At 72.0% G+C, this 26,207-nt stretch carries 23 protein-coding genes; 3 read left to right on the top strand and 20 right to left on the bottom strand.

Translation table 11 applies throughout. From position 1 onward, the window contains the following. Positions 1-43 precede the first annotated feature (43 nt). From ACO0M4_RS08565 to ACO0M4_RS08505, 13 genes are read right to left on the bottom strand one after another with little or no spacing between them, the layout of a single operon-like run. A complete protein-coding gene (locus ACO0M4_RS08565) occupies positions 44-844 on the bottom strand; it encodes a metallophosphoesterase (RefSeq protein ID WP_430369145.1) in 801 nt (266 codons plus the stop codon). Then, a complete protein-coding gene (locus ACO0M4_RS08560; protein WP_430369144.1) occupies positions 834-2,093 on the bottom strand; it encodes an ATP-grasp domain-containing protein in 1,260 nt (419 codons plus the stop codon). Before ACO0M4_RS08560 ends, ACO0M4_RS08565 begins: the two co-directional genes overlap by 11 nt. Next, complete coding sequence (locus ACO0M4_RS08555) at positions 2,090-3,400, bottom strand: cation:proton antiporter (RefSeq protein WP_430369143.1); 1,311 nt, start codon at positions 3,398-3,400, stop codon at positions 2,090-2,092. The genes ACO0M4_RS08560 and ACO0M4_RS08555 overlap by 4 nt, the downstream gene beginning before the upstream one ends. Continuing rightward, positions 3,387-3,917 carry a dCTP deaminase gene (locus ACO0M4_RS08550; RefSeq protein ID WP_430371303.1) on the bottom strand — a complete coding sequence of 177 codons (531 nt, stop codon included), beginning with the start codon at positions 3,915-3,917 and terminating at the stop codon, positions 3,387-3,389. The genes ACO0M4_RS08555 and ACO0M4_RS08550 overlap by 14 nt, the downstream gene beginning before the upstream one ends. Beyond that, a complete protein-coding gene (locus ACO0M4_RS08545; RefSeq protein ID WP_430369142.1) occupies positions 3,914-4,474 on the bottom strand; it encodes a hypothetical protein in 561 nt (186 codons plus the stop codon). Before ACO0M4_RS08545 ends, ACO0M4_RS08550 begins: the two co-directional genes overlap by 4 nt. Then, positions 4,471-5,553 (bottom strand): hypothetical protein, encoded by a 1,083-nt coding sequence (locus tag ACO0M4_RS08540; RefSeq protein WP_430369141.1) that lies wholly within the window; start codon positions 5,551-5,553, stop codon positions 4,471-4,473. Before ACO0M4_RS08540 ends, ACO0M4_RS08545 begins: the two co-directional genes overlap by 4 nt. A 7-nt stretch (positions 5,554-5,560) precedes the next feature. Next, positions 5,561-6,007, bottom strand: a complete 447-nt coding sequence (locus ACO0M4_RS08535; protein ID WP_430369140.1) for an SRPBCC family protein — start codon at positions 6,005-6,007, stop codon at positions 5,561-5,563. A 19-nt stretch (positions 6,008-6,026) separates the two neighbouring features. After that, positions 6,027-6,611, bottom strand: coding sequence for a DUF6031 family protein (locus tag ACO0M4_RS08530; RefSeq protein WP_430369139.1), 585 nt, complete (start codon positions 6,609-6,611; stop codon positions 6,027-6,029). Then, complete coding sequence (locus tag ACO0M4_RS08525) at positions 6,608-7,717, bottom strand: DUF6001 family protein (protein WP_430369138.1); 1,110 nt, start codon at positions 7,715-7,717, stop codon at positions 6,608-6,610. The genes ACO0M4_RS08530 and ACO0M4_RS08525 overlap by 4 nt, the downstream gene beginning before the upstream one ends. A gap of 42 nt (positions 7,718-7,759) precedes the next feature. Further along, the gene (locus tag ACO0M4_RS08520; protein WP_430369137.1) at positions 7,760-9,403 is read right to left on the bottom strand and encodes an alkaline phosphatase family protein; all 1,644 of its coding nucleotides are present in this window, start codon (positions 9,401-9,403) and stop codon (positions 7,760-7,762) included. Beyond that, positions 9,400-10,182, bottom strand: coding sequence for an HAD-IIA family hydrolase (locus tag ACO0M4_RS08515; protein WP_430369136.1), 783 nt, complete (start codon positions 10,180-10,182; stop codon positions 9,400-9,402). The genes ACO0M4_RS08520 and ACO0M4_RS08515 overlap by 4 nt, the downstream gene beginning before the upstream one ends. Continuing rightward, positions 10,179-11,426 carry a hypothetical protein gene (locus ACO0M4_RS08510; RefSeq protein ID WP_430369135.1) on the bottom strand — a complete coding sequence of 416 codons (1,248 nt, stop codon included), beginning with the start codon at positions 11,424-11,426 and terminating at the stop codon, positions 10,179-10,181. The genes ACO0M4_RS08515 and ACO0M4_RS08510 overlap by 4 nt, the downstream gene beginning before the upstream one ends. 1 nt (position 11,427) lies before the next feature. Beyond that, complete coding sequence (locus ACO0M4_RS08505) at positions 11,428-13,932, bottom strand: dCTP deaminase domain-containing protein (RefSeq protein WP_430369134.1); 2,505 nt, start codon at positions 13,930-13,932, stop codon at positions 11,428-11,430. 798 nt (positions 13,933-14,730) lie between these two features. Here ACO0M4_RS08505 and ACO0M4_RS08500 point away from each other — a divergent pair. Next, a complete protein-coding gene (locus tag ACO0M4_RS08500) occupies positions 14,731-15,483 on the top strand; it encodes an SDR family NAD(P)-dependent oxidoreductase (protein ID WP_430369133.1) in 753 nt (250 codons plus the stop codon). 28 nt (positions 15,484-15,511) lie between these two features. Here the strand turns inward: ACO0M4_RS08500 and lipA are convergent, their stop codons facing one another. Further along, on the bottom strand, positions 15,512-16,474 hold the full coding sequence (gene lipA, locus ACO0M4_RS08495; protein ID WP_430369132.1) for a lipoyl synthase: 963 nt from the start codon (positions 16,472-16,474) through the stop codon (positions 15,512-15,514). A gap of 403 nt (positions 16,475-16,877) precedes the next feature. On the opposite strand from lipA, the gene ACO0M4_RS08490 reads away from it, so the two are divergent. Together ACO0M4_RS08490 and queC are read left to right on the top strand one after the other, a co-directional pair. Next, positions 16,878-19,736, top strand: a complete 2,859-nt coding sequence (locus ACO0M4_RS08490; RefSeq protein ID WP_430369131.1) for a helix-turn-helix transcriptional regulator — start codon at positions 16,878-16,880, stop codon at positions 19,734-19,736. Positions 19,737-19,944: 208 nt separating this feature from the next. Further along, complete coding sequence (gene queC, locus ACO0M4_RS08485) at positions 19,945-20,661, top strand: 7-cyano-7-deazaguanine synthase QueC (protein ID WP_430369130.1); 717 nt, start codon at positions 19,945-19,947, stop codon at positions 20,659-20,661. 118 nt (positions 20,662-20,779) lie between these two features. On the opposite strand, the gene ACO0M4_RS08480 is transcribed toward queC, so the two are convergent. Genes ACO0M4_RS08480 through folE form a run of 6 tightly spaced genes read right to left on the bottom strand, consistent with a single transcriptional unit; the run spans position 20,780 to position 26,202 of the window. After that, complete coding sequence (locus ACO0M4_RS08480) at positions 20,780-21,478, bottom strand: HAD family hydrolase (RefSeq protein ID WP_430371302.1); 699 nt, start codon at positions 21,476-21,478, stop codon at positions 20,780-20,782. 5 nt (positions 21,479-21,483) lie between these two features. Beyond that, positions 21,484-22,005: a phosphoribosyltransferase gene (locus ACO0M4_RS08475; protein WP_430369129.1), complete on the bottom strand. Its 522-nt coding sequence runs from the start codon at positions 22,003-22,005 to the stop codon at positions 21,484-21,486. Next, positions 22,002-23,057: an adenylosuccinate synthetase gene (locus ACO0M4_RS08470; RefSeq protein ID WP_430369128.1), complete on the bottom strand. Its 1,056-nt coding sequence runs from the start codon at positions 23,055-23,057 to the stop codon at positions 22,002-22,004. Before ACO0M4_RS08470 ends, ACO0M4_RS08475 begins: the two co-directional genes overlap by 4 nt. Beyond that, the gene (gene purB / locus ACO0M4_RS08465; protein ID WP_430369127.1) at positions 23,042-24,427 is read right to left on the bottom strand and encodes an adenylosuccinate lyase; all 1,386 of its coding nucleotides are present in this window, start codon (positions 24,425-24,427) and stop codon (positions 23,042-23,044) included. Before purB ends, ACO0M4_RS08470 begins: the two co-directional genes overlap by 16 nt. Continuing rightward, positions 24,424-25,569 (bottom strand): IMP dehydrogenase, encoded by a 1,146-nt coding sequence (guaB, locus tag ACO0M4_RS08460; RefSeq protein ID WP_430369126.1) that lies wholly within the window; start codon positions 25,567-25,569, stop codon positions 24,424-24,426. Before guaB ends, purB begins: the two co-directional genes overlap by 4 nt. A gap of 36 nt (positions 25,570-25,605) precedes the next feature. Continuing rightward, positions 25,606-26,202 carry a GTP cyclohydrolase I gene (folE, locus tag ACO0M4_RS08455; RefSeq protein ID WP_430371301.1) on the bottom strand — a complete coding sequence of 199 codons (597 nt, stop codon included), beginning with the start codon at positions 26,200-26,202 and terminating at the stop codon, positions 25,606-25,608. Positions 26,203-26,207: the final 5 nt, after the last annotated feature.

Here is a 26,207-nt window from a genome sequence, read left to right as displayed (position 1 = left end):
GTACGGGGCCGGGTGCGGCGGCCCGGTCTCCCCGTCGGTCGGTTCAGCCGACGGGAACGGTCCTTTGGTGGCTGGTCAGCCGCCCCTCGCGCAGGAGGTGGAAGGTGAGCGCCGGGTCGGCGTCCTCGGTCTTCCACGACCGGCCCGGCTCCTGTTCCCAGGGCATGAGGGCCGTCGAGGCCACTCCGGGGGCGCACACCAGCGGCAGCCCCGCGAAGGTCGTGGCCGCCGCCGTGTGGGCATGGCCGCACAGGACGGCGGTGACCTGCGGATGGCGGCCCAGCACCGCGGCCAGCCGATCGGCCTCGCGCAGGGCGATCCGGTCGATGTACGGTAGGCCGAGGTCGACGGGCGGATGGTGCAGGGCGACCAGGGCCGGCAGGTGTGGTGCGGCGGCCAGCGTCGCGTCGAGCCACTCCAGCGTCTGGGCCTCCAACCGGCCCTCGGCGCGCCCGGGGATCGACGAGTCGCACAGTACGACGCGGGTGCCGGCGAGGTCCCGGACCTGGTTGACCGCCGCGCCGCCCGGTTCGTGGCCGCCGAGCAGGATGCGGCGGAACGGCTCCCGGGCGTCGTGGTTGCCCGGGCAGAGCAGCAGCGGGTACCGGTCGGCCAGGGGTGCCAGGAGCTTCGCCGCCTGCCGGTACTCGTCGTCCGTCCCGTGGTCGGCGATGTCACCGGTGACCAGAACGCCGTCGAGCGTCCCCGGCAGGCCCAGCAGGTACGACACCACGGCCCGAGCGCGTTCGGAGGCGCGCGGCCCGCCGTCCAGGTGCAGATCGCTGAGCTGTGCCAGCACCGTCGGCTCGGGGCGGTCGGCCGCCGTCGGACGGTCAGACGACATCGTAGAAGCCCTCCCCGTCGAGGTAGCGGGCCGTCATGTAGTCGTGGGTGACGGTGCCTTCGACCTCGTGGACGAGGTGGACCAGCATCGGGTAGGTCAGGTCGTTGACGGTGCGGGAGATCTCGTCGCCGGGGGCGACCTTCAGCAGCACGTCGTGGTAGCTCTCCAGGGCCTGGAGTTCGGCGAGGCGGGGGTAGGCGGCGAGCTTGCCGCCGCTCGGCGCGATCATGTTCACGCAGACGGCGTGCCGCTTCACCTCGTAGTCGGTCTCCCACCGGGCGAGGAAGTCGGCCGGGTCGGCGTAGGCCGCCACCGTCCACTCCAACTGGCTCTCGTCGAGGGCGGCGCGGGTGAGCAGTGGCAGCATGGCCCCGCAGACCCGGGCGCCGGTCTCGATCAGCCGGGGGCCCCGCGGCGTCAGTTTGAGTTCGGTGTGCGCGGGGCCGTTGCGCACGCCGAGGGCGTCCAGTACGGCGCCGGCGTAGCCGACGAGTTGGTCCTGTTCGGGGCCGTTGCGCGGCATCAGCTGGGAGCCGCCGAGGAGGTCGCGCACCCCGTTGACGCCGAGGTGTTGGGTCTTCCAGAGGTCGCAGACGTAGTGCTTGCCGTCGAGGCTGACGGTGTTCACGTAGTACTCGGCGCCCACCAGGTACTCCTGGGCGAGCACCGCGTCGTTCCGCTGGCCGACGGCGCTCTGCATGCCCATCAGGTGGGTGAAGGCGGCGCGGACCTCGTCGGCGTCGTCGCAGAAGGTCACCCCGTCGTTGAGGGCGCTGCGCACCGGCTTGAGGACGACCCGCCGGGGGGCGGTCCCGTACCAGTCGAGGAGGGTGTCGAGGTCGATCGCCAGGATCTGGTCGGCGACTGGCAGACCGGCGGCCCTGACGGTCTCCTGCATACGGGACTTGTCCCGCCGGGCGCTGCTCAGGTCGGTGCCGTTGGTGCGCAGCCCCAGTGCTTCGCTGAGGACGTCGGCCAGTTCGACGCCGATCTCGGCGCCGGCGAGCAGGGCGGTCGGGGCGTACGGCCGGACCGCGGCCAGCGTTTCGGCCACGTCACCGCGGTGCAGGACCGTCCCGATGAAGTCCGCCGGCCGGAAGGACGCGGTGAAGGCGGCCGGCGGGGACGGCATGCTCTGCACGTGCAGGCAGTCGTATCCCCGCGCGTGGAAGAGCGGGGCGAAGTGACTGGCAGTGGAGTAGGCGTCGACGAGGGCGACGACGGGCCGGGGGTGCGGTGCGCTGCTCACGTCGGGACTCCTTGTTCCTGTGACTGCCTGGCTGGTGCGGGTGGTGCGGGATGCGTCGACAACTGCCCCTGGGCAATGGCCCGTTCGAGCCACCAACCGGCGAGGAGAGAGGTGCTGACGGCGGTGAGCACAAGGGTGGTGAACATACCGGAGTTGACGATGTGCGCGTCGAGGGCGACGGTGGCCAGGACGATGCCGGGGCCGCCCCGGGCGTTCAGGGCCACCGCGGACTGCCGCGCGAGACGGGCGCCGAGGTACACGCTGACCGCCTTGACGACGCAGGCCACCGCGATGAAGGCGACCGTGAAACCGGGATCGACGTCGTGCACCAGGTCGAGCCGGAGGCCCACCACCGCGAAGTAGATCGGGATGAAGAAGCCGGTGGCGAAACCGCGCACGCTCTTCAGGGAGTCCGCCGTCGCCGCCGACCGGCCGCCCACGCTGGACATCAGCCCGACGACGAAGGCGCCGTACATGGGCGCCACGCCGAGGTAGGTGCACAGGGCGGCGGCGGCCAGCACGGCGGCGACGCGCACCGCCAGTCCGTTCACCGCCCCCGTGCCGCCGCGGGCGCGGGCCATCCGGCGGATCAGCAGGCCGAGCAGGGCGACGAGCCCGAGGAAGGCCATCGACGCGAGGGAGTGGTAGGCCGCGGAGGCGCCCGTCGACGTGATCCCCAGCTCGGACGCCAGCCCGAAGGCGTGTGGGCCGGTGCCGCTCACCATGCCGACGGCGATGGAGATCACCACGTTCAGGACGATGTCCTCCAGCGCGGCGACGGACAGGACCACACGGGCGAAGGGCGTGTTGATCAGTCCCAGGTCCATCATGATCCGCGAGATGACCGGGATGCTGGTGATCGCGATGCCGCAGGCGATGATCAGCGTGAGGGCCGTGGTGTTCCGCGCCGGGCCGAGCTGGTCCGACAGGTCGACGACCTTGGCCAGCAGCAGCCCGAACGCGAACGGCACCGCCATGCCCACCACCGCGATCAGCCCGACGGCGCGGCCGTCCCGGCGGGAGATGACGGTCCGCATCTCCAGGCCGGCCAGGAACATCAGCAGCAGCATGCCGAGTTGGTAGACCAGCTCCAGGCAGGTGGCCACCGGGCCTTGCCGCGGGAAGAGCCAGTGCTCCACCCGCGGGGCGAGCTGCCCCAGCAGGGTGGGGCCCAGCAGCAGACCCCCGAGGATCTCGCCGATCACGGGCGGCTGCCGGAACCTGGCGAAGAGCCGGCCCACCAGGTGCGCGGCGAGCAGCAGGAGCAGCAGGGCGGCCAGGGTCCGGCACAGGTCACCCTGTGACACGCGGGTCCTCCAGGCTCAGCCGGGAGGCGACCGCCGAGGCCGATCCGGTGTACTTGCCGAGGTAGCCGACGGCTTCGCCCTGCATCGCCCAGAACGCCAACTTCCCGATCAGCATCCCGGGGTAGACGCGGACCGGGTGGGCGACCTTCATCTCCAGCGTCCACGGGAAGACCGCCCCGCTGTGCCCCAGCGGGGCGGAGAACTGGATCCAGATGCCCAGGGTGGACGCCGACCGGCAGGCGTAGAGGGTGGCCGCGTAGTGCGGGCTGCCCATGGCCTCCATGGTGCCGCCGAGGTAGAACCGTCCCGGTTCGAGGACCATGCCCTCGGGGCCCATCGTCGCGTGCTGGGCCTTCGGGGGCGTGAAGCAGTCGATGACGTCGTCGTCGTACCAGAGGATGTCCTCCGCCAGCCGGAACCCGTAGCTGTTGGGCTCCAGGCGCTCGGGGTCGAAGTCGTCGATCTGGATGCGTCCCGCCCGCACCTCGGACAGGATCTCGGGCCCGCTCAGGATCACAGCCAACTCCCCAGCACCTGGTGGACGGCGGTGCGGTAGGCGTCGAGCCCCGCTCCGTTGTCGAGGACGGCGTCCGGCTCGATGAGATCGAGCTCCCGGGTCGAGGATTCGGCCCGGGTCGGGTCGCCGCGTTCCGCGAGGCGCTTTTGCCGCAGGTCCTCGTCGCAGACGATCCGCAGTACGCGGAAGCCCTGCGCGCGCAGTATCGGGGCGTCCACGTGCGGGTCGCGCAGGTCGTCGTTGATGACCAGGTCGGCGTCGGTGCCGGCCAGGCGGCGGGTGAAGTCGTCGGCGAGGGACGCGGGCCGGATCCGGCGCAGGGCGCCGGCCAGTGCCTCCATCAGGATCTGGTCCTGGGCGCCGTCGGGCAGTTCCGCCCCGGCCGTGCGGTAGACCTCGGCCTGGAGGTCGTAGAGCGGCTTGGCGAGCTTGACCCGGGTGTGGGCCAGTCCCCGCTGCCGGGCGAACTCCTCGATCATCGAGGCGCAGGTGGACTTGCCGACCCCGCTGAGGCCGATCACGGACACCCTCAGTGCGGGGCGGGGGGCGGTGCTCATCGGGTCTCCTTCGGCTGTGCGGGGCGAGCGGTCCGGTTCAGGACGGCGTCCGGATCGACGTCGAGGGTGCCGTGCAGGCGCACCATGTCGATCGAGTCGAGAGCGGTGCGGAGCTTGGCGAGCGACTGGTAGAAGCGGGTGTAGTCGGGGACCAGGTGGGTCTGCCAGGTGAAGAAGGTGGTGTCCAGCTGCCGGTCGACGATCTTGTTGAGGTGGGCCCAGCGCTCGTTGTCGTCGGTGAGGTGACGGGTCGTCAGCGGCTGGCCGGGGGCGACCTCGGGCAGCAACAGGGCGGCCAGGCGCTTGGGCTCGGCGGAGAACTCCGACCCCAGCCAGGACTCGAAGACGTCCGGGTCCATGAGGATCTTGTGGCCCGGCTGGTAGTCGTCCAGCCGCGCGTCGACCCGTTCGCGGACGAGCTCCTCCAGCCGGGCGTCGGCCCGGATAGTGCCGACCCCCACGTACGGGTAGTCACGCCACGGGTGGACCGTGATGCGGCCGTCCTCAAAGGTGCAGAACAGCTTGTCGCCGGTGAAGTACTGCCAGGTGGGGCGGCGCAGCACCGACAGCAGGGTGGTGGTCTTGCCCGCGCCCTTCGGCCCGGCGATGATCACCGCCTCGCCGTCCCGGTGCGCACCGGAGGCGTGCAGCACCACCGTGCCGAGGTCCTCCTCGTGCCGGATGACCAGGTCGCGCACGAAGTCGAGGACCTGCACCACGGATCCCTCGGTGAGGCGCAGGTGGAAGGTGTTGTCCTTGCGCGCGTCGACGGGGGCGTCCAGCAGCGTCGTACGGTTGACGTACAGCCGGCGGCCGCCGCGGTCCACGATGTGGGCGTCGAAGTTGAACTCCGCGGCGTTGCTGCGCCGGATGACGGAGAGCGGCAGCCGCCAGACCTCGGCGTCGACGTCCGCGGTCGGGTCGTAACCGCGCACCGCGATACGGAAGGTGGGCTCCTGCGCGGGGGCGTCGCCCATCAGGTGCCGGAAGAAGCGGTGGACGGGCGCGAAGACGTCGGTGGCGTCGTCGGCGAGGTCGAACCGCACGGTGGTGTGCAGGAAGTTGAGGTACCGGATCACGTTCGGCTCACTTTCCGTCGGCGGGCGCCTGGGCGGCGACCGCCCGCAGCAGGGCATCGGCGTGGGCGTGGAAGGACTGGGCCCAGATGGGATCGAGCAGCGGCGCGAGCCCGTCGATGCCGAGTTCGAAGGCGAGGGCGAGGGATATCCGCGCGCCGGCCGGGGTCTGTTCGACCCGCCACTCGCCGGTCAGCTCCTCCAGGTCGCCGGCGGTCTGGGTGAAGCGCAGTTGGAGGCCCGGGCCGGCGGCCTCGTCCTGCACCCAGGTCACCTCGCTGCCGTTCAACAGCACGGTCCACTCGGACGACCGGTGCCGCTCGTTGGTGGACGGCAGCTCCCGGATGGCGACCACGTGGTCGGCGTCGAGCGCGAAGGTCCGGGCGTCTTTGACGATCGCCCATGCCTCGTCCGCGGACCGCCCGGCGAGCTGGGTCACTGCATGGATCTCGGGCACGTTGGTCAGACCTCTCTGTTCAGGCGGCCTTCATGAAGGGGGCGAGGAATCCGATGTCGAGGCCGGCGGCCCGGGCGAGTCGGGTCCACTCCCGCAGGGTCCGCAGCATGTCGCGCTGTCCCTCGGCGACCAGCCGGTCGGGCAGTTCGCCGGGGAAGGCCGCCAGCAGCCGCTCCCACAGGACGTGGATCTCCTCGACCCGGCAGGTGTTCCCGCCGAACTCCTCGGTGAGGCCGAACGCCTCGATCAGCTCGGGTCCGGAGGCGTCGAGCACCTCCCCCATGCCGTACTCCAGCGCCACCGCCAGACAGTGCGCGTCGTCGACCGGTGCCCGGCCACTGAGGCGCTGGTCGATGTCGAGGAGTTGCTCCAGGAACCGCAGTTTGGCGGCCTGTTGCATCTGGGGCTGGTCGGTGCCGCCCTCCAGGTCCTCGACGTAGGCACGGCCCTCGGCGAGCATGAGCCAGGCGGCCTGCACCCATGCCTCGACGGCCTGCGGAGTCGGCATGGCGTGCCCGCCGCGCACCGAGGGGAACACCGCGAGTCGGCCGCCGATGCCGGAGCCCTCGGGCGCGTCCTGTTCCTGGTTCCGGTCCGGTGTCATGCGGTCGTCTCCTCGCCGTGGTAGCCGATGTCAAGTCGCGCCGCACCCGCCCGCAGGGCCCGCAGCAGGGTGGCGGCGGCGTGGGCGTCGAGCTTCGTGAGCTCGTCGAGCCCGATCGCGTCGCCGGTGAGCGGGAGTCGGTCACCCACCCCGGGCAGTACGACGCTCCCGCCGGGCGCGACCAGCAGGGCGGCACCCGGGAGGAAGGGCTGAAGGGTGCCGGTGACCTCCACGCGGACGGTGGCCGAGGCGGCCGTGCCGGTGGCGCGCAGGCACTCCTGGGCGAGCGTCACGTACCCCCCGGCCAGCGGCCGGGTGGCGGCCGCCGGATCGAGTGCGGCGGCGACGTCGGTGCGCAGCCGTTCCAGCTCCGCGCCCACCGCGCGTACGCCGTCGTCCCGCCAGGCGCCCTCGGCAACGAACCGGGCCCAGCGCAGCAGGTACCACTTGCGGGTGGTGTACACGTCGCCGTGGTGCGAGAGCAGCGCGTCCATCAGGTGCAGCAGGGCGTTGTAGGCATAGCCCACCCGCCCCCGGCTCTCCCCCGCGGCCTCGGCGAGCGCGGTGTGCACGACCTGTTCGAGGGCGGTGTGCAGGGAGGCCCGGGACCAGACAGTGCTCAGGGCGGGGAGGGCGGGGAGGTACGGCGCGGTGCCGTCCAGGGCGATGCCGTTGACGATGCGTTCGGTCTGCTTGCGGCGCGGTTCGCGCTGCTTGTCCCAGGCGCGGAAGCCGGCCACGGTCGCGGCCGGCGGCACGGCGGCCAGTCGGTCCAACTCGGTGAGGTTGGCGTCGAGTTCGGCCTGGCTGAAGGACACCACCTCCAGGTGGTGCCCGTCGACGAAGATCTTGGTGGAGATGCGCGGGCCGTGGATCTCGTCCGCCTGGACGCGGATGAAGTCCAGGTCGCTGGTGGCGTTCGCGAGGCCGTGCACGGGGGAGCTGGTCAGCAGCAGCTGCCCGTCGCCGACCCGCTCGCGCATCAGCGAGGAGAGCCAGTCCGGATCAAGTCCGCGGCCGGCGAGGAAGTCCGCGACATGGGCGTGGCGGCGTGCGGTGAGGTCCTCCGGGGACAGGGTGTGCGGGAATCCGGGGGGTGCACCCATCGGGTTCATCCTTCTTCGGTCGAATTCGGGAGCGGGCGGCGGCTACTCGGCCGTGGGGGGCGCCACACCCAGCTGGCGCAGGACCAGGTGGGCCGGCGCGGTGTTGTCGATGACGTCCGGTTCCGCGCCCGCCGGGATGCCGGGGCCGACGGCGGCGTGCACGGCGTGCAGTCGGCCGTCCCCGGTGTAGACCACGTGCGCCCCGGTCTTCGGCTGCCGCCGCACGACCGGGCCCTCCCCCAGCAGTACGGACGAGGGCTGGTAGTCGTCGGCGAGCGCGAGGAACACCACGGGCGGCAGGTCGACACCGTCGGCCAGTACGTCCCCGTGGCGGTCGAGGAAGGCGCTGACCACCGGCTGCCCGGTGTCCGGATCGGTGAGGGTGCGCAGGGACGCCACCGCGCGCGCCATGGCCGCCCCGGCACGCACCGGGTCGTCCTGGTCGGTGGCCCACAGGGACCCGTTGTTGGCCGGGTGGTAGAGGACGGACGAGCGCGTGGTGTCCAGGGCTCCGCCGGCGTCCGCCACGGTGAGTCCGGCCCGCACCAGATGGTCGTTGACGTGCACCAGGTGCGTGCTGCCGACCATGCCGTGATCCGCGCCGAGCACCACGGTGTCGTCGTCCTCCGCCCGATCCAGCACCCGGCCGAGGATCGCGTCGACGTCCTGGTAGCAGCGGCGCAGATACGACCACACCTGGTCGGCGAGGTCCGGGCGGTGGGCGGCGCTCTTCTCGTCGCACCAGCCCAGGAGTTCGTGGCCGATGTCGTCGGTCATCGGCAGGTAGACGACGACCAGGTCGGCGGTGTGGCCGCGCAGCACCAGGTCGGTGGCCGCGCCGAAGGCCCGGGTCACGCACCGCACCGATGCGAGGAAGACCTCCTCGGCGGACCCGTCGCCGCCTTCGGCGAGCCGGGGCCCGAAGACGCCGGCCCGGTAGAGCGGGCCCACCCCTTCGCCGGCGAAGGGCGGGCAGGCCGCCAGTTCGTGGACGAGCGGGCTGTTCCGGCCGGCGCTGCGCACGTCCCAGACTCCGGTGTGCACCAGCAGCAGTTCCTGCGGCGTGCGGACGCAGGCGACCCAGGTGCCGTGGCCCGCGTCGTCCAGCGGCAGCGGCTGCCAGTCACCGTCGACGTCGAGCCGCAGGTCCGCGCAGGCGGTCCGGACCCGTACCGCCCCGTCCTGCGGCACCGCCTCGACCTCGGCACGGAACGCACCGATGTCCCAGGTCTGCGTCCCGGCGCCGGACACGACCGGGCACACCGCGTGCCGGGTCAGCCGTCGGCTGTACGCCTCCACCGCCGCGTCGACGTAGTGCCCGGTCCCGCCGGTCTCCCGGAACACCCAGGGGGCGTGGACGAAGGCGCTGCTCCGGTCGTGCTCCGAGGCGGACTCCCACACCGGTGGCACGGCGGGGAACCGCGGCGCGAAGCCGCTGACGTGGCTGACGAGCCCGTCGCCGGCACCGGGCACCGTGAAGCCGGTGACCCCGTGCTCGCTCGGCCAGGCACCGGTGAAGAGCGTCGCCAGGGACGGCGGGGTCTGGCAGTTGGGGCGGGCCGGGCGGGCCGCGGCGAAGCTGCCGCGCGCCCGCATGCGGGAGACTGCGGGCAGCGCACCCTCGCGTTCGAGCCGGTCCACCACCCAGTGTGCGGCCGCGTCCCAGACGACCCAGTAGACGGTCACCGCGTCCCCCACTCCGCGACGAGGGCCGGCAGGTCGGCGATGGAGTCGCAGGTGCGGGTGGCCGCGCCGGTCAGTCCCTCGGCCCGCTGGTCCGGGTACTTCCCGGTGCGGACCTGTACGGTGCGCAGCCCCGCGGCGTTGCCGCCGGCGATGTCGGTGCTCGCGTCGTCCCCCACCACCAGGCACGCCTCGACCGGCACCCCCAGGGAGCGGACGGCCAACGCGAAGAAGTCGGCGGCCGGTTTGCCCAGCACGCGGGCGGTGGTACCGGCCGCGTACTCGACGGCCGCGACGATCGCGCCGGTGTCCAGGTGGTCGCCGTCCGCGCGCTTGAAGTACCGGCCGCGCTGGAGGGCCAGGAGTTCCGCGCCGTCCCGCACGGCCCGGAACGCGCCGTCGAGGGCGGTGTAGTCCAGCACGTCGCGGCAGTCGCCGATCAGTACGTGGGTGTAGGGCGGTTCGGCCGCCAGGCCCGGCACCTCGTCGCGCAGGGCCCGCGAGACCAGGGGGTAGGTGCGGACCCCGGGGGCGGCCAGCAGCTGCCGGGCCGCCACAACGGGTGTGAAGAGCTCCTCCAGACGCACCGGCAGTCCGTAGCCGGTGAGTTGGGCGTGGATCGCCGCCGTCGTCCGGGAGTCGGTGTTGGTCAGGAAGCGCAGCGCCACCCCCTGCTCCCGTAACGCGCCGATGGCGGCGACCGCGCCCTCGATGACCCGCTCGTTCGCGTAGAGCGTGCCCTCCAGGTCCAGGAGCGCGGCGCGGATCGGCGTGTCCGTCATCGGACCACCGGCCTGGCCAGTTCGGGGCGGGCGGCGACGGCGTCCTTGAGGAAGGTGCGCTTGGAGTACACGCCCCGCTCGTCGTTGAGGCCGTGCTCCCGCAGGAAGGACTCCAGCCAGTCCGCGAGCTGTGCCATCTCCTCCTTGACCAGGGCTTCGTCGGGCTCCACCGCGGTACGGCTGCGGAGGTACTCCAACTCGCACTGGTTGAGGGTGACGTCCCGCGCGTCCACCAGGGTGCAGTGGTCGAAGAAGATGCCGTAGACGTGTCCGCTGCGCACCGACTCGAAGTTGATGTCGTAGCGCACCCGCCGGAAGGACGGCAGCCGGACCGCGTCGACCCGCAGTTCTTCGGTGAGGTGCCGCTCGAAGCCGCCGTCGTCGGTCAGTTCGAGGCCGTAGGTGTGGGATTCACGGCGTTGGAAGGCGTCCTCGGTGTACCACTTCCGCTTCATCAGGTGCTTGCCGTCGGTGGTGGGGATGAAGGAGGCGTAGCCGCGCTCGGCCTCTCCGGGGCCGGTGACCTCGAAGAGGTGGTTGAGGTAGTCCCACGCCTGGAACTCGTCCCGGTACTCCATGACGTAGCCGGGCAGGGCGCCGTCCAGCACGCGGTGGTGGAGTTCCACGGTCAGGGTCCAGGAGTCGACCGGCGGTTCGAGGGTGTACTTGTACTCCAGCTCCTGGCCGCTGAAGCACTTGCGGTAGTAGCGCTGGTGGTTGTTGAGGAACAGGAACTGCTCGGCGTGCCGGCGCACCGCCTCCGGCAGCCAGCCGAGGTCCGGCACGTCGGCGGCGGCGAGGGGCTCGTCGGTGAGGCGGATGAAGCAGGCGTCCTCGGCCAGGAAACGGATCTGGCTGTGGACGTGGGCCCGGCCGTCCCGCGCGGTCACGTAGAACAGCGGGACCAGGGGCCCGCCGGTGCGCTCGCCGCCGAGCGCTGCCACCGCCTCGGTGAGCGGCGCGCCGGGCAGCATCCGGGGGAAGAGGTCGCCGCCCCGTGCCTGGACGACCGGGCCCGGGGCCCCCGCCGCGGTGCGGGCGCACAGCGTGACGCCGCCCAGCTCCGCCCAGGTGACGACGACGGTGTTGGCCGGGAACGGCTGCTCGACCGGGGCTGCCAGCGACACCAGGACGAGCGGGTCGGTGTCGGCGAGCGGGGCGGTGCCGTTCAGCAGGTGCAGACCGCCGAGGACGAGCCAGGCGGCGCCGGTGGTGGCGGCGTCGTCGGAGTGATGGGTACTCATGTCAGGCTCCCTTGTGGCCGGTGGTGGCGACCGTTCCGTCGCTGATCACTGCTGCGGTCCCGGTGACGCCGGCGGCCGTGACGGCCGGCACGCCCGCCTCGCGCAGCAGGATCGCCAGGTGGCCCAGGGCCGACCCCTGGTCGAACACGAAGCCCGCGACGTGGTCGATCAGCACCGACAGCACGGCGTACGGGCGCGCGGCGCAGATGATCGGCTTCTCGTCGTACGCCTTGACGTGGTCGAGGATGCGGGCCAGGCCGTCGTGCTCGCTGACGTCCTGTGACTTGTCGATGCTGACGGCCGGGCCGATGGAGAGCCGGCGCAGCAGCGCGTCGTCGTCCAGCCGGAGCAGCGGCCCGCTCGCGGTGCCGGGCGAGATGCTCACCTCGCCGCGGGCGATGAGGACGGCGTCGTCGCCGCCGAGCACCGAGTAGTCCACGAAGTAGAGCCGCCCGCCCTCGAAGACCCACTCGATGGTCACCGGGCCGTGCTTGTCGTGCATGGCGGTGGTGAACCGGGCGATCTCGTCGAGGTGGGTCAGCAGCGCGGCGCCGCCCTGCGGGGCGACGACGTTGCCGGGCGCGTCGAAGCCGCGGTCGATCGCGTTGACGACGATCGTCTCGCCGCCGGCGGTGCCCCGGTTCAGTGCCATCAGGCCCTCGGGGGTGTACTCGACGATCAGGCCGTCCCCGGCCCGGCGGGAGATGACGCCGAGGTCGCCGCGGATGAAGTCCCGCACCACGGCCGCGTGCAGGGTCGTGCCGTCGCCGGCGGCACCGGTGGTCACGGCCAGTCGGTCGAGTACCTCTTCCTTGGGCACGACGATCTGGCGCAGGGTGTCGCCGAGGTCCAGGACGCACTCCGCGGAGCCGCCCGCCAGGGTGGCCCGCAGCGCGTCGGCGGTCGTCGTGTCGCGCAGGCCACGGCCGTTGAACTGGAGGATCCAGCCGGCGCCCACGGACACCCCGCAGGAGTGCGCCATCCGGTGGGCCGGGCCCCGCTTGGCCACGTAGCTGCCGTAGACGCCCGCGACGTCACCGAGGTGGAAGGACGAGGGCAGGTCGTCGAAGTACAGCTGGCGGGCCTGGGCCACGGGCTCGGTGACGCTGTTCCGCTGCCCGCGGGAGGCGGTGAGCGGGCGGACCTGGAGGAGGTGGGCGCCGTCGGCGTCCACGGCCCATTCGACGTCCACGTCGTGGCCGTGCCGCAGCCGCAGCGCGCGCACCATCTCCACCACCTGGCGGAGCGCGGCACCGTCCGGGTCGTCGCTGGGCGGTGCGTCCCCGGCCAGTTGGTCGGAGTCGGTCCGCCGCGGTACGGCGACGCCGGCGACGAGTTCGTCGGCGAGCCCCTCGACGTACTCGATCGTCACCCGCTGGTCCGCGGCGCCGTCGAGTCCGGTGAACGCCACGCCGGCGATCCGGGGGCGCACCAGGCGCTGGACGATGACGGCCAGTCGGGGCGTGGGGTCGAAGTCGCCGGCGCGGATGCGGGCGGCCACGGCCGGCGCCTCGTAGTGGGACCGCCAGCACTGCTCGACGGCGGCGATCACCGCGTCGGCGCCGCGCACGCCCAGGATCGAGCTGTGCACCCCGGCCAGGCTGGAGCCTTCGGTGTCCTCGTCGAGGCCCGAGGACCGGACGGCGACCTCGGTGTCCGGGTCCTTGAAGACCTCGTTGAGCCGGGCCCGCAGCAGGGTGCGGGCGTGCTCGTCGAGCCGGACCTGACCGCCGATCTTCTCGATCCGTCCGACGACGTCCGTGAAGAATGCGCCGACGGTGGCCTTGAGGTCGGCGAAGGCGTCGGCGAGTTCGCCGCGCTGCCCGTCGCTGAGGGCGTCGACGAACTCCCCGGCCGGCACGCAGAAGGCGGTCGGAACCCGGAAGTCGGCGTTGGCGCGGGCGAGTTCGGCGAATTTGGGGCCGACCTCGGACACCTCGACGCTGGCGGCGAGCCCGGGGAAGCGCTGCCGGGCGAACTGCTTGTCGAAGTCGATGTGGATGTCGCTGGACCGCGGACCGACGGCGCCTTGGTACTTGCCCTCGTAGAGGACGATCTCGCCCTGAGGGCGCCACCACATCATCTGGCCGATGTTGATGCCGGGGTAGACCCGGACCCGGTTCATCGAGTAGAGCTGGAGCGTCCACTGTCCGGTGTACCCGATGTCACCGAGACTGGCGGAGAGATTGATGAACAGGCCGAGTCGGGCGACCGAGGAGCGCGCCGCGAAGGTCGGGGCGTAGTGCTCGCTGCCCAGCACTTCGACGGTGTGTGCCAGGTAGAGGCGGTTGGCTTCGAGGACGTAGCCGTCGTCCGGTATCTCGATTTCCTCGAACGTGTTCATGGTCCGCGCGTCGAGAGGCAGGTCCTGGTAGACCCGGAGCGTTTTCCCGAGGCGGAAGTTGTAGCTGTTCGGATTGACTTGTTCCGGGGTGAACGGCTCGATGGTGATGCGGCCGTTCGCCCGTTCCCGCTCAATCTCGTTACCCGTGAGAATCATGGTCATCCATTCGCGTACTCCCTGGCGTGGCCCGCGCGGGCGGAGCAGGGTCCGTCATCGCGCGCGGGCGGGCAGGAGGGGGCAAGACGGCGTGTGGCGAGCTGTCGGTGACGGTGGCACCGTGCCCGGAGGAAAGCCGACGTCCGGAGGTGCGCCGGGCCCGCTGAGGAAGTGGTGGACCGGGGTGGCTGGTTAGGGCCTGTCCGACCCTGGTCCACCGGACAGGCCCTAACCCCACCCGGTGTCGTCGCCGGTCACGCCGACCGCGGCAACGGTGCCGCGCAGGCGCGTCGGCGCCCACTCCACGGCGAATAACTTTCCCAACAGGCGATTCACTGTGCACCCCCGGTTTTCCGTCCGTTCACTGGCCGGCCCGGAAACTGTGCGGGTGTCGGGCGGGCAGGTGCGGATCACGATGCCATTTCGGGCATGTGCATGCATGCGGGGCGGGGTGCATCTTCCTGCCATGCAGCAAGATGCACCCAGTGACAAACACGCACCAATGGGGCGAAGGCCGCTGCGGTCACGGCAGATGACAAGCGCGGCGCCGACGCGGAACCGCTCGTGCGGCAGGCGTCCGGCCCACGTCGGCGGATCCCACAGCCCCGGTCAGCACACCGCAAGACCCCCCTTTGCGCCGACTTCCGATCTTCGGCCGGATCGCTCTGTCGGGGTCCCTCGGCCCCTCCTATAGTGCTCAACCAGCGATCAAGCCGGCGATCAAGTCGGTGATCGTTCGAAGATCCCGGAAAAGGCTGGTCGTTCCTGCACGCTCCGCAAAGCGATTGAGACAAGGACAGTGCCGTGAGTGGGAAGTTGAACGGGAAGGTCGCCCTCGTCACCGGTGCGAGCCGGGGAATCGGCGCGGCCATCGCGAGGCGGCTCGCCGAGGACGGCGCCGATGTCGCCCTCACCTACCGGTCGAACCGCGAGGCCGCTCACTTCACCGCGGATTCCGTGGCGAAGGAGACCGGCCGGCGGACCCTCGCGATCCGGGCCGATGCCGCGGACGCCGAGGCGATCACGTCCGCGGTGGAACACACCGTCCGGGAATTCGGCCGCTTGGACATCCTGGTGAACAACGCCGGGGTCAGCGACATGACGCTGCCGAACATCGTCGACATGCCGGTGGAGACCATCGACCGGATGCTCGACGTGAACATACGCGGCGCGGTCCTCACCGCCCGCGCGGCGGCCCGGCACCTGCCGTCCGGCGGGCGGATCATCACCATCGGTTCGTGCCTGGGCGAGCGGGTCACCGGCCCCGGCTTCGCGGTCTACGCGGCGAGCAAGGCGGCGATCACCGGTCTGACGAAGGGCCTGGCCCGCGATCTCGGCCCGCGCGGCATCACCGTGAACGAGGTGGCGCCGGGGCCGACGGACACCGATATGAACCCGCAGGACGGCCCGGCCGGAGATCTCCAGAGGGGGCTGTCCCCGCTGAACCGCTTCGCGACCCCGGCCGAAATCGCCGCCGCCGTGTCGTACCTGGCGTCCCCGGAGGCCGCCTTCACCACCGCCGCCCGGATCGGGGTCGACGGCGGCGGCACCGCGTGAGTCGGGCCCGACGCGGGTCTCGCCCGGCTCAGTTGGGCACGGCGAGCGGTGCGCCGCGTCGCTCGACGGCCTGCTGGTAGAGGCGGCCGGCGCGGTAGGAGGAGCGGACCAGCGGGCCGGACATGACGCCGGCGTAGCCGATCTCGTCGGCCTCCTCCTTGAGCTCCACGAACTCGGCGGGCTTGACCCAGCGCTCGATGGGGTGGTGCCGCACGGAGGGGCGCAGGTACTGGGTGATCGTGATCAGTTCGCAGCCCGCGTCGTGGAGGTCCTGGAGCGCCTGGCTGATCTCCTCGCGGGTCTCGCCCATGCCCAGGATGAGGTTGGACTTGGTGACCAGGCCGGCCTCGCGGGACTTGGTGATGACCTCCAGCGACCGCTCGTAGCGGAAGCCCGGGCGGATCCGCTTGAAGATCCGCGGCACCGTCTCGACGTTGTGGGCGAACACCTCCGGGCGGGAGGAGAAGACCTCCGCCAGCGCGTCCGGTGCTCCGTTGAAGTCGGGGGCCAGCAGTTCCACCTTGGTGCGCCCGGCCTCCCGGGTCGCCGTCATCGCGTGGATCCGGCGGACGGTCTCGGCGTAGAGCCAGGCGCCGCCGTCCTCCAGGTCGTCGCGGGCGACGCCGGTGATCGTCGCGTAGTTCAGGTCCATGGTGACGACGGACTCGCCTACCCGGCGCGGCTCGTCGCGGTCCAGCGCCTGCGGCTTGCCGGTGTCGATGAGGCAGAAGTCGCAACGGCGGGTGCACTGGTCACCGCCGACGAGGAAGGTCGCCTCGCGGTCCTCCCAGCACTCGAAGATGTTGGGGCAGCCCGCTTCCTGGCAGACCGTGTGCAGACCCTCGCTCTTGACCAGGCCCTGGAGGTGGTTGTACTCGGGCCCCATTTTCGCCCGGGTCTTGATCCACTCGGGCTTGCGCTCGATCGGGGTCTGACTGTTCCGGGCCTCCAAGCGCAGCAACTTGCGTCCGTCAGGCGCGACAGCAGGCACGTCCGGTACCTCTCTTTTGCCCCCACAGGGGTATGGATCTTCCTTCGGCGGGCCCAGGCTACGCCCACCGACGGGACGCGACCGGTGGGATTCGGCCCGGCCCGTTCGCCGGCGAACGGGCCGGAACGACCGCGGGGTCGGGGCGGACCGCCCGGGGAAGCTGGCGTGAAACTGCTGTCTTCCGGCCATCGGGGAGCGGGATGCGCCGGTTCGGCGACCCGTTCGGTCGGCCCACGGACCGCCGGACGGGGTCGCGTTGCCCGTTTGCCTCTTGTGAAAGGCAATGGCCAACTCGTTCAGATCGCCGCTGCACCGAGAAGAGAGATGGTGCTACTGGGGTAAAAGTGGTGAGCTGTGACAGAGGAGCTTCATGCATCGCACAGACGAGGGACCAAAGACGTCCATGACGGGTCGTCAGGCCGAGCTGCGTCGACTCGGCGCCGCCCTGGAGGACGGCGCCCGCGGCGGCCCGGTCCGCGCTCTGGTCACCGGCGAACCGGGCATCGGACGGACCACCCTGCTCCGCACGTTCTCGGCCTCCGCCCGCGCACAGGGCCACGTCACCATCGACGTGCTGTGCACCCTGCACGACCATCAGCCGCCGTTCGGCCTCGCCCGCCAACTGGCCATGAGAATAGGCGCGTTACTACCACCGGAGCATCCCCACCGCACCGCCCTCGACGCCACCCTGGCCGCGACGGCCGGCCGCACCAGCCCACCGGACCCGGCACCGGCGGAAGTGGACGCGTTACTGGCCCACGTCCGGGCCGCCCTCGCCGCGCTGACGCCCGACGGTCCCGTGGTCCTCACCCTCGACGACGCCCACCGGGCCGACACCGCCTCACTGGACTTCCTCCGCCGGCTCCTCCTCACCCCGCCCCCCGCCCGCCTGGTCCTGATCGCCTCCGTACGGGACGGCGAGAGCCGGGGCGGCGGTCCCGGAGAGCTGCCCGAACTCTTCGCCGGCGCCCGGCACATACCGCTGGTGGGGCTGGCGCCGCCCCAGTCCGCCGCGCTGATCCGGCGCGTGGCGCGCCGCGCACCGGCCGCCGACGTCGCCGCGGAGTGCCACCGCGCCTGTGCGGGCAATCCCTACCTGCTCACCGAGGTCGCCCGGATCCTGCGCGACCGGCCCGCGAACAGCGCCGACGCGACGCCGGCCGCCGCCCTGCGGCCCGCCTCCGTCGCGGAGCTGATCGGGACCCGGCTGGCCGGGCTCGACCCGAACGCCGGGAAGGTGGCGCTGGCCATCGCCATCGCGGAGACCCACTCCGCGGCCGATCCCCTCCTCGTCTCCCACCTCAGCGGACTGACCCTGGCCGAAACCCTCGCCGCCGTCGACCTGTTGGTGTGCATGCACCTCGTCGGCGACGACCACGAGTTGTTCCTGCGCCACCGGGTCGTACGCAACGCGCTGCTGGGCCGGATGACCCTGATGGCCCGCAACGCCGCCCACCTCGCGGCCGCCGCCTACCTCCACGGCAAGCAGGCGCCCACCGAACGGATCGCCGATCACCTCGCGGCGTCGACGGTGCCGCTGGACGAACCCTGGGCCGCGCCGGTACTGCTGCGGGCCGGACAGAAGGCCCTCGCCGCACGGGAACCGGACCGGGCCCGGCGCTATCTGGAGCACGCCGTCCAGGCGGCGTCGGGTGAGGACCGCAGGGTCGCGGTCCTGGAGCTGATCGACGCCAAGATCGGGATCGATCTGGTCCAGGGCCTCCACGAGGCGGTCAGGACGCTGGAGGAGACCACCGAGGACGCCCTCCGACTCCCCCTGCTGGCCCGCATCAGCACCGCGCTGTACCTGGGCACCGACCCCGGCACGGCGGCCCGGACGACGCTCACCACCGGCCGCGCCCGGTCCGGCCACTCCGGATGGCAGCAGGTACACAGGCTGCTCGACGGCCTGCACGCCTACCCGCTGCCGAGCGCCGCGCACCTCGGCGAGGAGCGCCTCGGGCCCAAGGGCCTCGGCCTGGGACGCCGCACGGCCGCCGAGGCCGACTTCTGCGGCCCGGACCGCGTGGCGGCGGCGACCTCCGTCGTCAACGCGCTGCGCAGTCACCTGACGTGCCGGCCGGCCGAGGCGGTGCGCAGCGCACGGGAGGCGTTGCGGGAGGAGACCGGGCTGTGCCTGCACCCGGTCCTCAGGCTGCTGGCGCTGATGGTCCTGACGTGGAACGGCCGTGACGAGGACGTGGCGGCCCAACTGCGGCTCCACCACGACTGTGCGGACTGCCACGAGCACCCGCTGCACCGGGCCCTGCTGTTGCCCGTCACCGCACGCCTGGCCCTGATGCGCGGCCGGCTGCGCACCGCGCACGATCAGCTCGGCGAGTGCCTCGACGCGCTCGTGCACTACGGGACGCGGCCCCAACACCCGGTGCTGCTGTGGATCGTGGGGATGCTGGCCGAGGTCCGGCTCGCCATGGGGCTCGGTGCCGAGGCCCGCGCGCTGCTGCGCGAGCACGGCTGCCTGGGCGGCCTGTCACCGGACTGGCTCCACCGCGACGTATGGCTGACCCGCGCCCGGCTACGGGCCGACAGCGGCGATCTGCCGGGCGTCTCCACGGACCTGGCGGAGGTCACCGGCGCGACCACCCCGCTCGGCCCGACCGGCGGCGTCCACGCGTACGTCCACACCGTCGATCTGCTGACGCAGTTGGGACGCGACGCGGAGGCCCGGGACACCGCCCGGGCGCTGCTGCGGACCGCCGAGGCGATGGACACGCCGCGGGAACGCGGTATCGCCCTGCGGGTGCTCGGCGCGCTGGGCGGGGCGCCCGAGGGCGAGGGGCTGCTGCGCGAAGCGATGCGGCTGCTGGCGGGCGCGCACGCCGACTTCGACCTCGCGCACGCCGCCGCTGACTTGGCCTGCCTCCTGTTCGACGAAGGGCGCTACGAGGAGGCGATGGCGGAGCTGAGCACGGCGCTGGAACTGGCGGACCGCTGCGGGGCACGGCCGCTCGCGACGCGGGTGCGGCAGCGGATCGCGGCCGCGGAGGGGCGGTCCGCCGGCCGGTCACCGCTGGGCGGCGTACTGAAGCTGACCAAGCGGGAGAAGCAGATCCTCATCGACGCCGTGCGGGGCTCCACCAACGAACGGATCGCGACGACCCTGCACATCACCCGCCGCACGGTCGAACTCCACCTGTCCAGTGCCTACCGCAAGCTCGACATCACCGGCCGCAAGGACTTCCCGCACCTGTTCCGCACCGCGGGGCTGTGGCCCTTGCTGGTGGATTCCGCCGCCATCTGACCGGGGGCCGCGTTCCCGCGCCGGCCGGGGAGCTTCGGGAACGCGGATTCTCTCGGGTCCCGTCCGGCGCACCTCGGTACCCGGCCGCGCGCGCTACGGCACGGGCCGTGATGTGCCCACGCCCCGGCCGACGCCACGATGGCCCAAGGCACCCGACCGCCCCTTGTCCCGGTTGTTCGGTTTCCCTTCCCACTCCGGAGGTTTTCTGATGGACCAAGACGACAGCCGCACCGAACCGTTCACCGCAGTGGTGGTGCTGTCGGGAGGCATGGACTCCACGACGCTCATGGCGCACTACGCCGCACTGCACCACTCACTGATCGCCGTCACCGTCGACTACGGGCAACGCCACCACCGCGAGATCGAAGCGGCCCGGACGGTGGCCGCCCACTACGGTGCCCAGCACCACGTGGTGGACCTGCGGAGTTTCGGGTCGCTGCTCCGTGGGTCGGCGCTGACCGACGAGCAGGTCGACGTCCCCGACGGGCACTACGCGGAACAGTCCATGCGGGCCACCGTCGTACCGAACCGCAATGCGGTGCTGGCGAACGTCGCGGTGGCGATCGGGGTGGCGCACCGCGCGTCGGTGGTGGCCCTGGGCATGCACGCCGGTGACCACTTCATCTACCCCGACTGCCGGCCCGCGTTCGTCAACGCGCTGCGCGAACTGGTCGCCGTGGCCAACGAGGGCTTCGCGGTGCCGCAGGTGGAGGCACCGTTCCTCTCCTGGTCCAAGACCGACATCGCCACGCACGGCACCCGGCTGGGCGCACCGCTGGAGCTCAGCTGGTCCTGTTACAAGGGCGGCAGCCGGCACTGCGGCACCTGCGGCACCTGCTACGAGCGGCGGGAGGCGTTCCGGAACGCCGGACTGGCCGACCCGACCGACTACCTCGATGACGTGACGAGGTACGCGGCGCCCTGATCGCGCCCGGCCCGCCCGCGGGCCGGCAGCCGGAACGGGCTGGACTCCCACAACAGGAGTCCGGCCCGTCGGCACTTCAGGTCCCCGGTGCGGCGCACCCCGCCCGGCGCGGGTGCGGTCACCCGGCCCGGTCCGCCCCGAGGATCAACTCGCCCAGGTCCGCGGCCGAGTGCAGCACGACGTCCGGCCCCTCGGGCGTCCCCTCGGGCGGCAGACCGCTGCCGTTCCCGGTGCGCACGCCGACGACCACGGCCCCCAGCCGGCGTCCCAACGCGATGTCGGACGGGGTGTCACCGACGACGTAGAGCCGGTGTTCGGGCGCGTGGCCGAGCCCGTCCAGCGCACGCCGTGCCAACTCGGTCTTGCAGTCGGCGTCGGGGACCTGCGCGTCCCGAGCCGCCAGATCGTCCCGGGTCAGGACCGGACCGAAGCACTCCCGGACCGCGTAGCGCTCCAGCAGGGCGACTGTGGACTCGGTGCCGACCCAGGAACTGACCAGCGCGAGCCGCACACCGGCGCCGGACAGTCCCGTCAGCATCGGTACCACTCCCGGGTAGAGCGTGCCGTGCGCCATGTAGCGGTGGGCCACCTCGTCCACCCGGTCCCGCACCCGCACCGACCCGATGTGCAGGGCGCCGCTGGTAATCGCGGACCAGTAGCCGAACCCGAGGATCTCCTCACGGGGCGGCGGCGTCACCCCCTCTTGCCGATGCAGGTCCAGCACGAACCGGTGGAACATCTCGTAGAAGTCCAGCAGGGTGCCGTCCCGGTCCAGCACGACCGTCGTCTGCGGTGCGCGACCTATCTCATCCGTCATGTCGATCACACCCGTAACGGTACGGCGAGTTCGTCGGCTCCGGGCGGTGCTTCCCAGGGGAAGACGGTCCAGTCGTCCACCTCGACCGCCTGGAAGTCGGCGGTGTTCGAGGCGCCCAGATTGCGCACCACCACCACGGTGCGGACCTCGGCGGCACCGAGCTCCAGCACGGTGCGCTTGGCCAGGGCCATGGTGCCGCCGTCGCCCATGATGTCGTCGACCAGCAGCACCCGGGAGCCGCTGAACGAACGCTGCGGGACGACGTAGTTGAGCACCGCCTCGCCGCGCTCGCTGTAGCGGGAGTTGGAGGTGTTCCGGGGGATGCCCAGGATGCGGAAGTCCTCGATCGCCAGCTGGTTCGACAGGGCGATGGCCGGCGGCAGACCCCCGCGGGCGATGCCCGCCACCACGGTCGGGACGAAATCACTGGCGCGGATGTCATCCGCCAGGCCGTTCAGCATCCGGCCCATCGCTTCCCAACTGATGGTCAGCAGACGGTCCCGTCGCCACATCGGAGTACCACTCATCGCTCGCCTCCCGAGCCGATCGTCATGGTGCCGGCCGCGCCGGCGGGCCGGTCGTTCCACCGGTCGACCACGTCCGCGGTGCCCGGACCGGTGCCGATCAGATCCACCGGCAGCCCCAGCCCTTCCTCGACCCGCGCCACGAACGCGGCCGCCGCCTCGGGCAACGCCCCGGTGCGCACGGCGCGGCACGACGCGTCCACGTGGTCGAGGAAGGTCAACGCGATCCGGGTGGGCCGGTTGACGCGGACCGCGGCCCGCGCCTGGTCCAGGTCGAACGTGCCGGCCCGGCGCCGGCGCCCGGTCACCGTGCCGTACTCCACGATGCCCAGCCGCTCGGCCTCCGCCTCGGTCATCTCCGTGGGGAACGGCCCCGCGCCCACCCGGGTCGGATAGGCCCGGAAGACCAGCACCACCTCGTCGATCGCCGTCGGGCCGAGTCCGGCGTCCGCGGCCGCGGTGCTCGCCGTGCTGTCCTTGCCCACGGTGTACGGGTAGGTGCCGTACAGCACCGACAGGCCGAAGCCGTTGGTGCCTTCGACGTGCACCCGGTCGCCGGCGTCGATCGCGTCGTTCGCCTCCGCCACGGTGTCGGCGAGGTAGGGGGCCAGTTCCGGGACGTCCTCGGCGCGGCGGGCCGCGCGCATGGCGCGGGCGGCAAGTGCCGGGCCGTGTCCGCTGCCGGTGCTGCGCACCCGCTCGCGCAAGCCCGCGTCGGCCGCCTCCGCGGCGACGTGTTCGGGGTCGATGACGGTGGCGCGGAAGTCCACGCCCACCCGGGACTCCGCGGAGAACTCCTTGATCTCCCGCAACAGGACGTCCGGGCGGATCAGCACGCCGGCGCCGAGCAGCAGGCGGGTGGCCGGGCGGATCACCGCACTGGGCAACTGGCGGAGTTTCATGGTGCGTCCGGCGTGCACCACGGTGTGTCCGGCCCCGGGCCCCAGTCCGGCCCGCACCGCCACCGCGGGTTCGTCCCGGACCGCCAGGTAGCTGGAGATCTTTCCCTTGGCCTCGTCGCCCCACTGGCCGCCCACGATCACCGTGCCGGGCATGTCCGAGCTCCTTCCGAAGACTGTCCGAGCACTTCCTCGGCCCGACGTACGGTGTCCTGCGTCAGGCTCGCGCAGAAGCCGGTGTCCGCGGCCGGTCCGGCGAGTGCCGCGAGGTCCTCCCGGGGCAGTACCGCGGTCACCGCCGCGTCGTCCGCCAGCACCGACACCAGGTCGCGTGCGTCCCGGGCGGCGATCCCACTGGCCCGTTGCAGGGCCCGGTAGGCGTCGATCCGGTCCGTTCCACGGTCGACCATCGCCAGCAGCACGGCTTCGCTGAGGTGGCTGTGGCGCGACCGGTCGAGGTTCTCCTGCATGCGCTGCGGGAAGACCCGGAGGTCGTCGACCACCGCGGTGGTGGTGACGAGCATCTCGTCGAGCAGCACGCACGCCTGCGGCAGCGTGAAGCGTTCGTTGGCGGAGTTGGCCAGGTCCCGTTCGTGCCACGTCACCACGTTCTCCAGCGCCGGGCCGACCAGCGACCGCAGCAGCCGGGCCAGGCTGCAGATGCGTTCGCTGCGGACCGGGTTGCGCTTGTGCGGCATCGCGGAGCTGCCGATCTGGTCGCCTTCGGCGAAGGATTCGGCGAGTTCCCCGATCTCGGTGCGCTGGAGGTTGCGGATCTCGGTCGCGAGGTTCTCCAGGCAGGCCGCGGTCAGCGCCGCCCAGGAGACGAATTCCGCGATCCGGTCCCGTGCCACCGCCTGGGCGCAGACCTGGGGCTCCGGCAGGTTCAGCCGGGCCAGCACCGCGCGCTGCACCTCCATGCCCTGCGGTCCCAGACCGCCCAGCGAGCCGACCGCACCGGCGACCTTGCCCATCACGGCGCGTCCGCGCAGCTCTTCCAGTCGCGTGCGGCAGCGGGTCAACTGGTCGAGGACCACGGCGAGTTTGAAGCCCAGGGTGATGGGCTGGGCGTGCTGGCCGTGCGTCCGGCCGATCATCACCCGCCCGCCTTCCTTGGCGATCTGCCGGCACAGCGCGGTCATCAGGGCGCCGAGCCGTTCGCCGAGGATGCCGATCGCCTCGTCCAGTTGGAGGGCCAGCGCGGTGTCGATGACGTCGCTGCTGGTCACGCCGTGGTGGACGTAGCGACCGTAGGGTGCGCAGGTCTCGGCGAACTGCTGGACGACCGCGTAGAGCTCGTGCCGGCTCGTCTCCTCGATCTCGGCGATCCGCGCCAGGTCGCACCGGTGGTCCAGGGCGCGGGCGGCGATGGCCTCGGCCGCGTCGGCCGGGATCACCCCCAGCTGGCCCTGGACGGCGGCCAGCGCCCCCTCCACGCGGACGAAGAGCTGGTAGCGGTTGCGGTCGCTGACCAGGAGCCGCATCTCCTCGCTTCCGTAGCGGCCGGCCTCCCAAGGGCTCGTCATCCGGTGGCCTCCTGGGCGTAGTCCAGGGCCACCTGCTGGGTGCGTTCCAGGGCGTGCGGACGGCTCTCCGACAACCCGGCCGGCGTCACGCGGATGAACTCCGCCTGCGCCCGGAGTTCGGCCAGCGTGTGGGCACCGGAGTAGCTCATCCCCGACCGCAGTCCACCGACGAACGGCCGCAGCGTGGCGGCCAGCGTGCCGGTGTACGCGAAGGTGGCCTCGACGCCCTCGGGGGTGTACTCGTCCAGCTCCGTGCGGCTGACCTGCTCGCCGCGGGCCCGCTTGAGGGTCAGCTGCATGCCGAAGGTGACGAAGCCGGTGCTGACCTTGGCGGGTACGCCGTTCCGTTCCACCAGGCGGGCCGCGCTCTCGTCGGCGCCGGCCAGGGCGCTGCCGAGCATCACCGCGTGGCCGCCGGCGGCCAGTGCCTTGACCACGTCGCCCGGCGCCTTGATCCCGCCGTCCGCGATCACCGGGATCCCGGAGCGGGCCGCTTCCTCGGCGCAGTCGAGGACCGCGGTCAGCTGCGGCACCCCGCTGCCCGCAACGATCCGGGTGGTGCAGATGCCGCCGGGGCCGATGCCCACCTTCACGGCGTGCGCGCCGGCGTCGATCAGGTCCCGGGTGGCGGCGGCGGTGGCGACGTTCCCCGCGATCAGCGGCGTCTGTGGGAACCGGGCCCGCAGCTTCTCGACGGAGGCCAGGACGTAGTCCGCATGGCCGTGAGCGACATCGGTGACCAGGACGTCCACGCCGGCCTCGACGAGGAGGGCGGCCCGCTCCAGGTAGTCGTCGGTCACCCCGACGGCCGCCCCGACCCGCAGCCGCCCCTGCCCGTCGACGCTGGCCTTGTCCGCCCCTTCGGGGACGGGCGACGCCTTGACGGCCGCGACTTCGGCGGCCTGCTCCTCCGCCGTCTGCATGCGGTGGACGATTCCGAGACCACCGGCCACCGCCATCGCGACGGCCATCCGCTGGCCCGTGCACCAGGGGGTGTTGGCGGAGAGGACCGGTACCCGCAGGGCGATCCCGGCCAGCTCGGTGCTGGTATCGGTCGCCGAGCGGCTCACCACTGAGGTGCGCCGGGGTACCAGCAAGACGTCGTCCAGGCTGAGCCCGGTACGAATTTCACGAACTGCCACGTGCGTACTCCTCCGATCGTGGACGGCTGTCACAGCTCACTTGCGGGTCTGGAAGACCATCGCCACGAGCTCCTGTCGGGCCGGCCCGTATTCCTCGAAGATTCCGGAGTAGGCCGCGGACGTCATGGCGGCCGGGGTGCGGATGCCGCGCATGCTCATGCACAGGTGCTCGCCGGTGGCGATGACCGCCACGTCGGCCGAACCGGTCACCTTGGTGACCTCGTCCGCGATGTCGCGCACCAGTCGCTCCTGCACCTGCAGCCGGTGCGCGTGCCGCTGGGCGATCCGGGCGAACTTCGACAGCCCGAGCACGTCGCCCTTCGGGCGGTAGGCGATGGTGATCGCGCAGGAGAAGGGCAGCAGATGGTGTTCGCACAGCGACCACACGTTGATGTCCGAGACCATGACGAGTTGCCCCTCGGTCTGCAGGGGGAACAGGGTGTCCACGGCTCCGGCGTCGTAGCGGGAGAACTCCCGCCACCAGCGCGCGAACCGCGCCGGGGTTTCCTTGAGTCCGTCGCGGTCGGGGTCCTCGCCGATCTCGATCAGCAGCTTGCGCGCGATGTCCTCCAGGGGGTCCGGCGCCTGCGGCCCGGAACCGTCGAGGACACCTAGTTCGGTGACTCCGCTCACTGTGC

The sequence above is a fragment of the Streptomyces sp. RGM 3693 genome (assembly GCF_050471125.1).
Lineage (GTDB): Bacteria > Actinomycetota > Actinomycetes > Streptomycetales > Streptomycetaceae > Streptomyces.
Note: the sequence above shows the minus strand (reverse complement) of the source record. Positions and strands in the feature narration are given on the sequence as shown.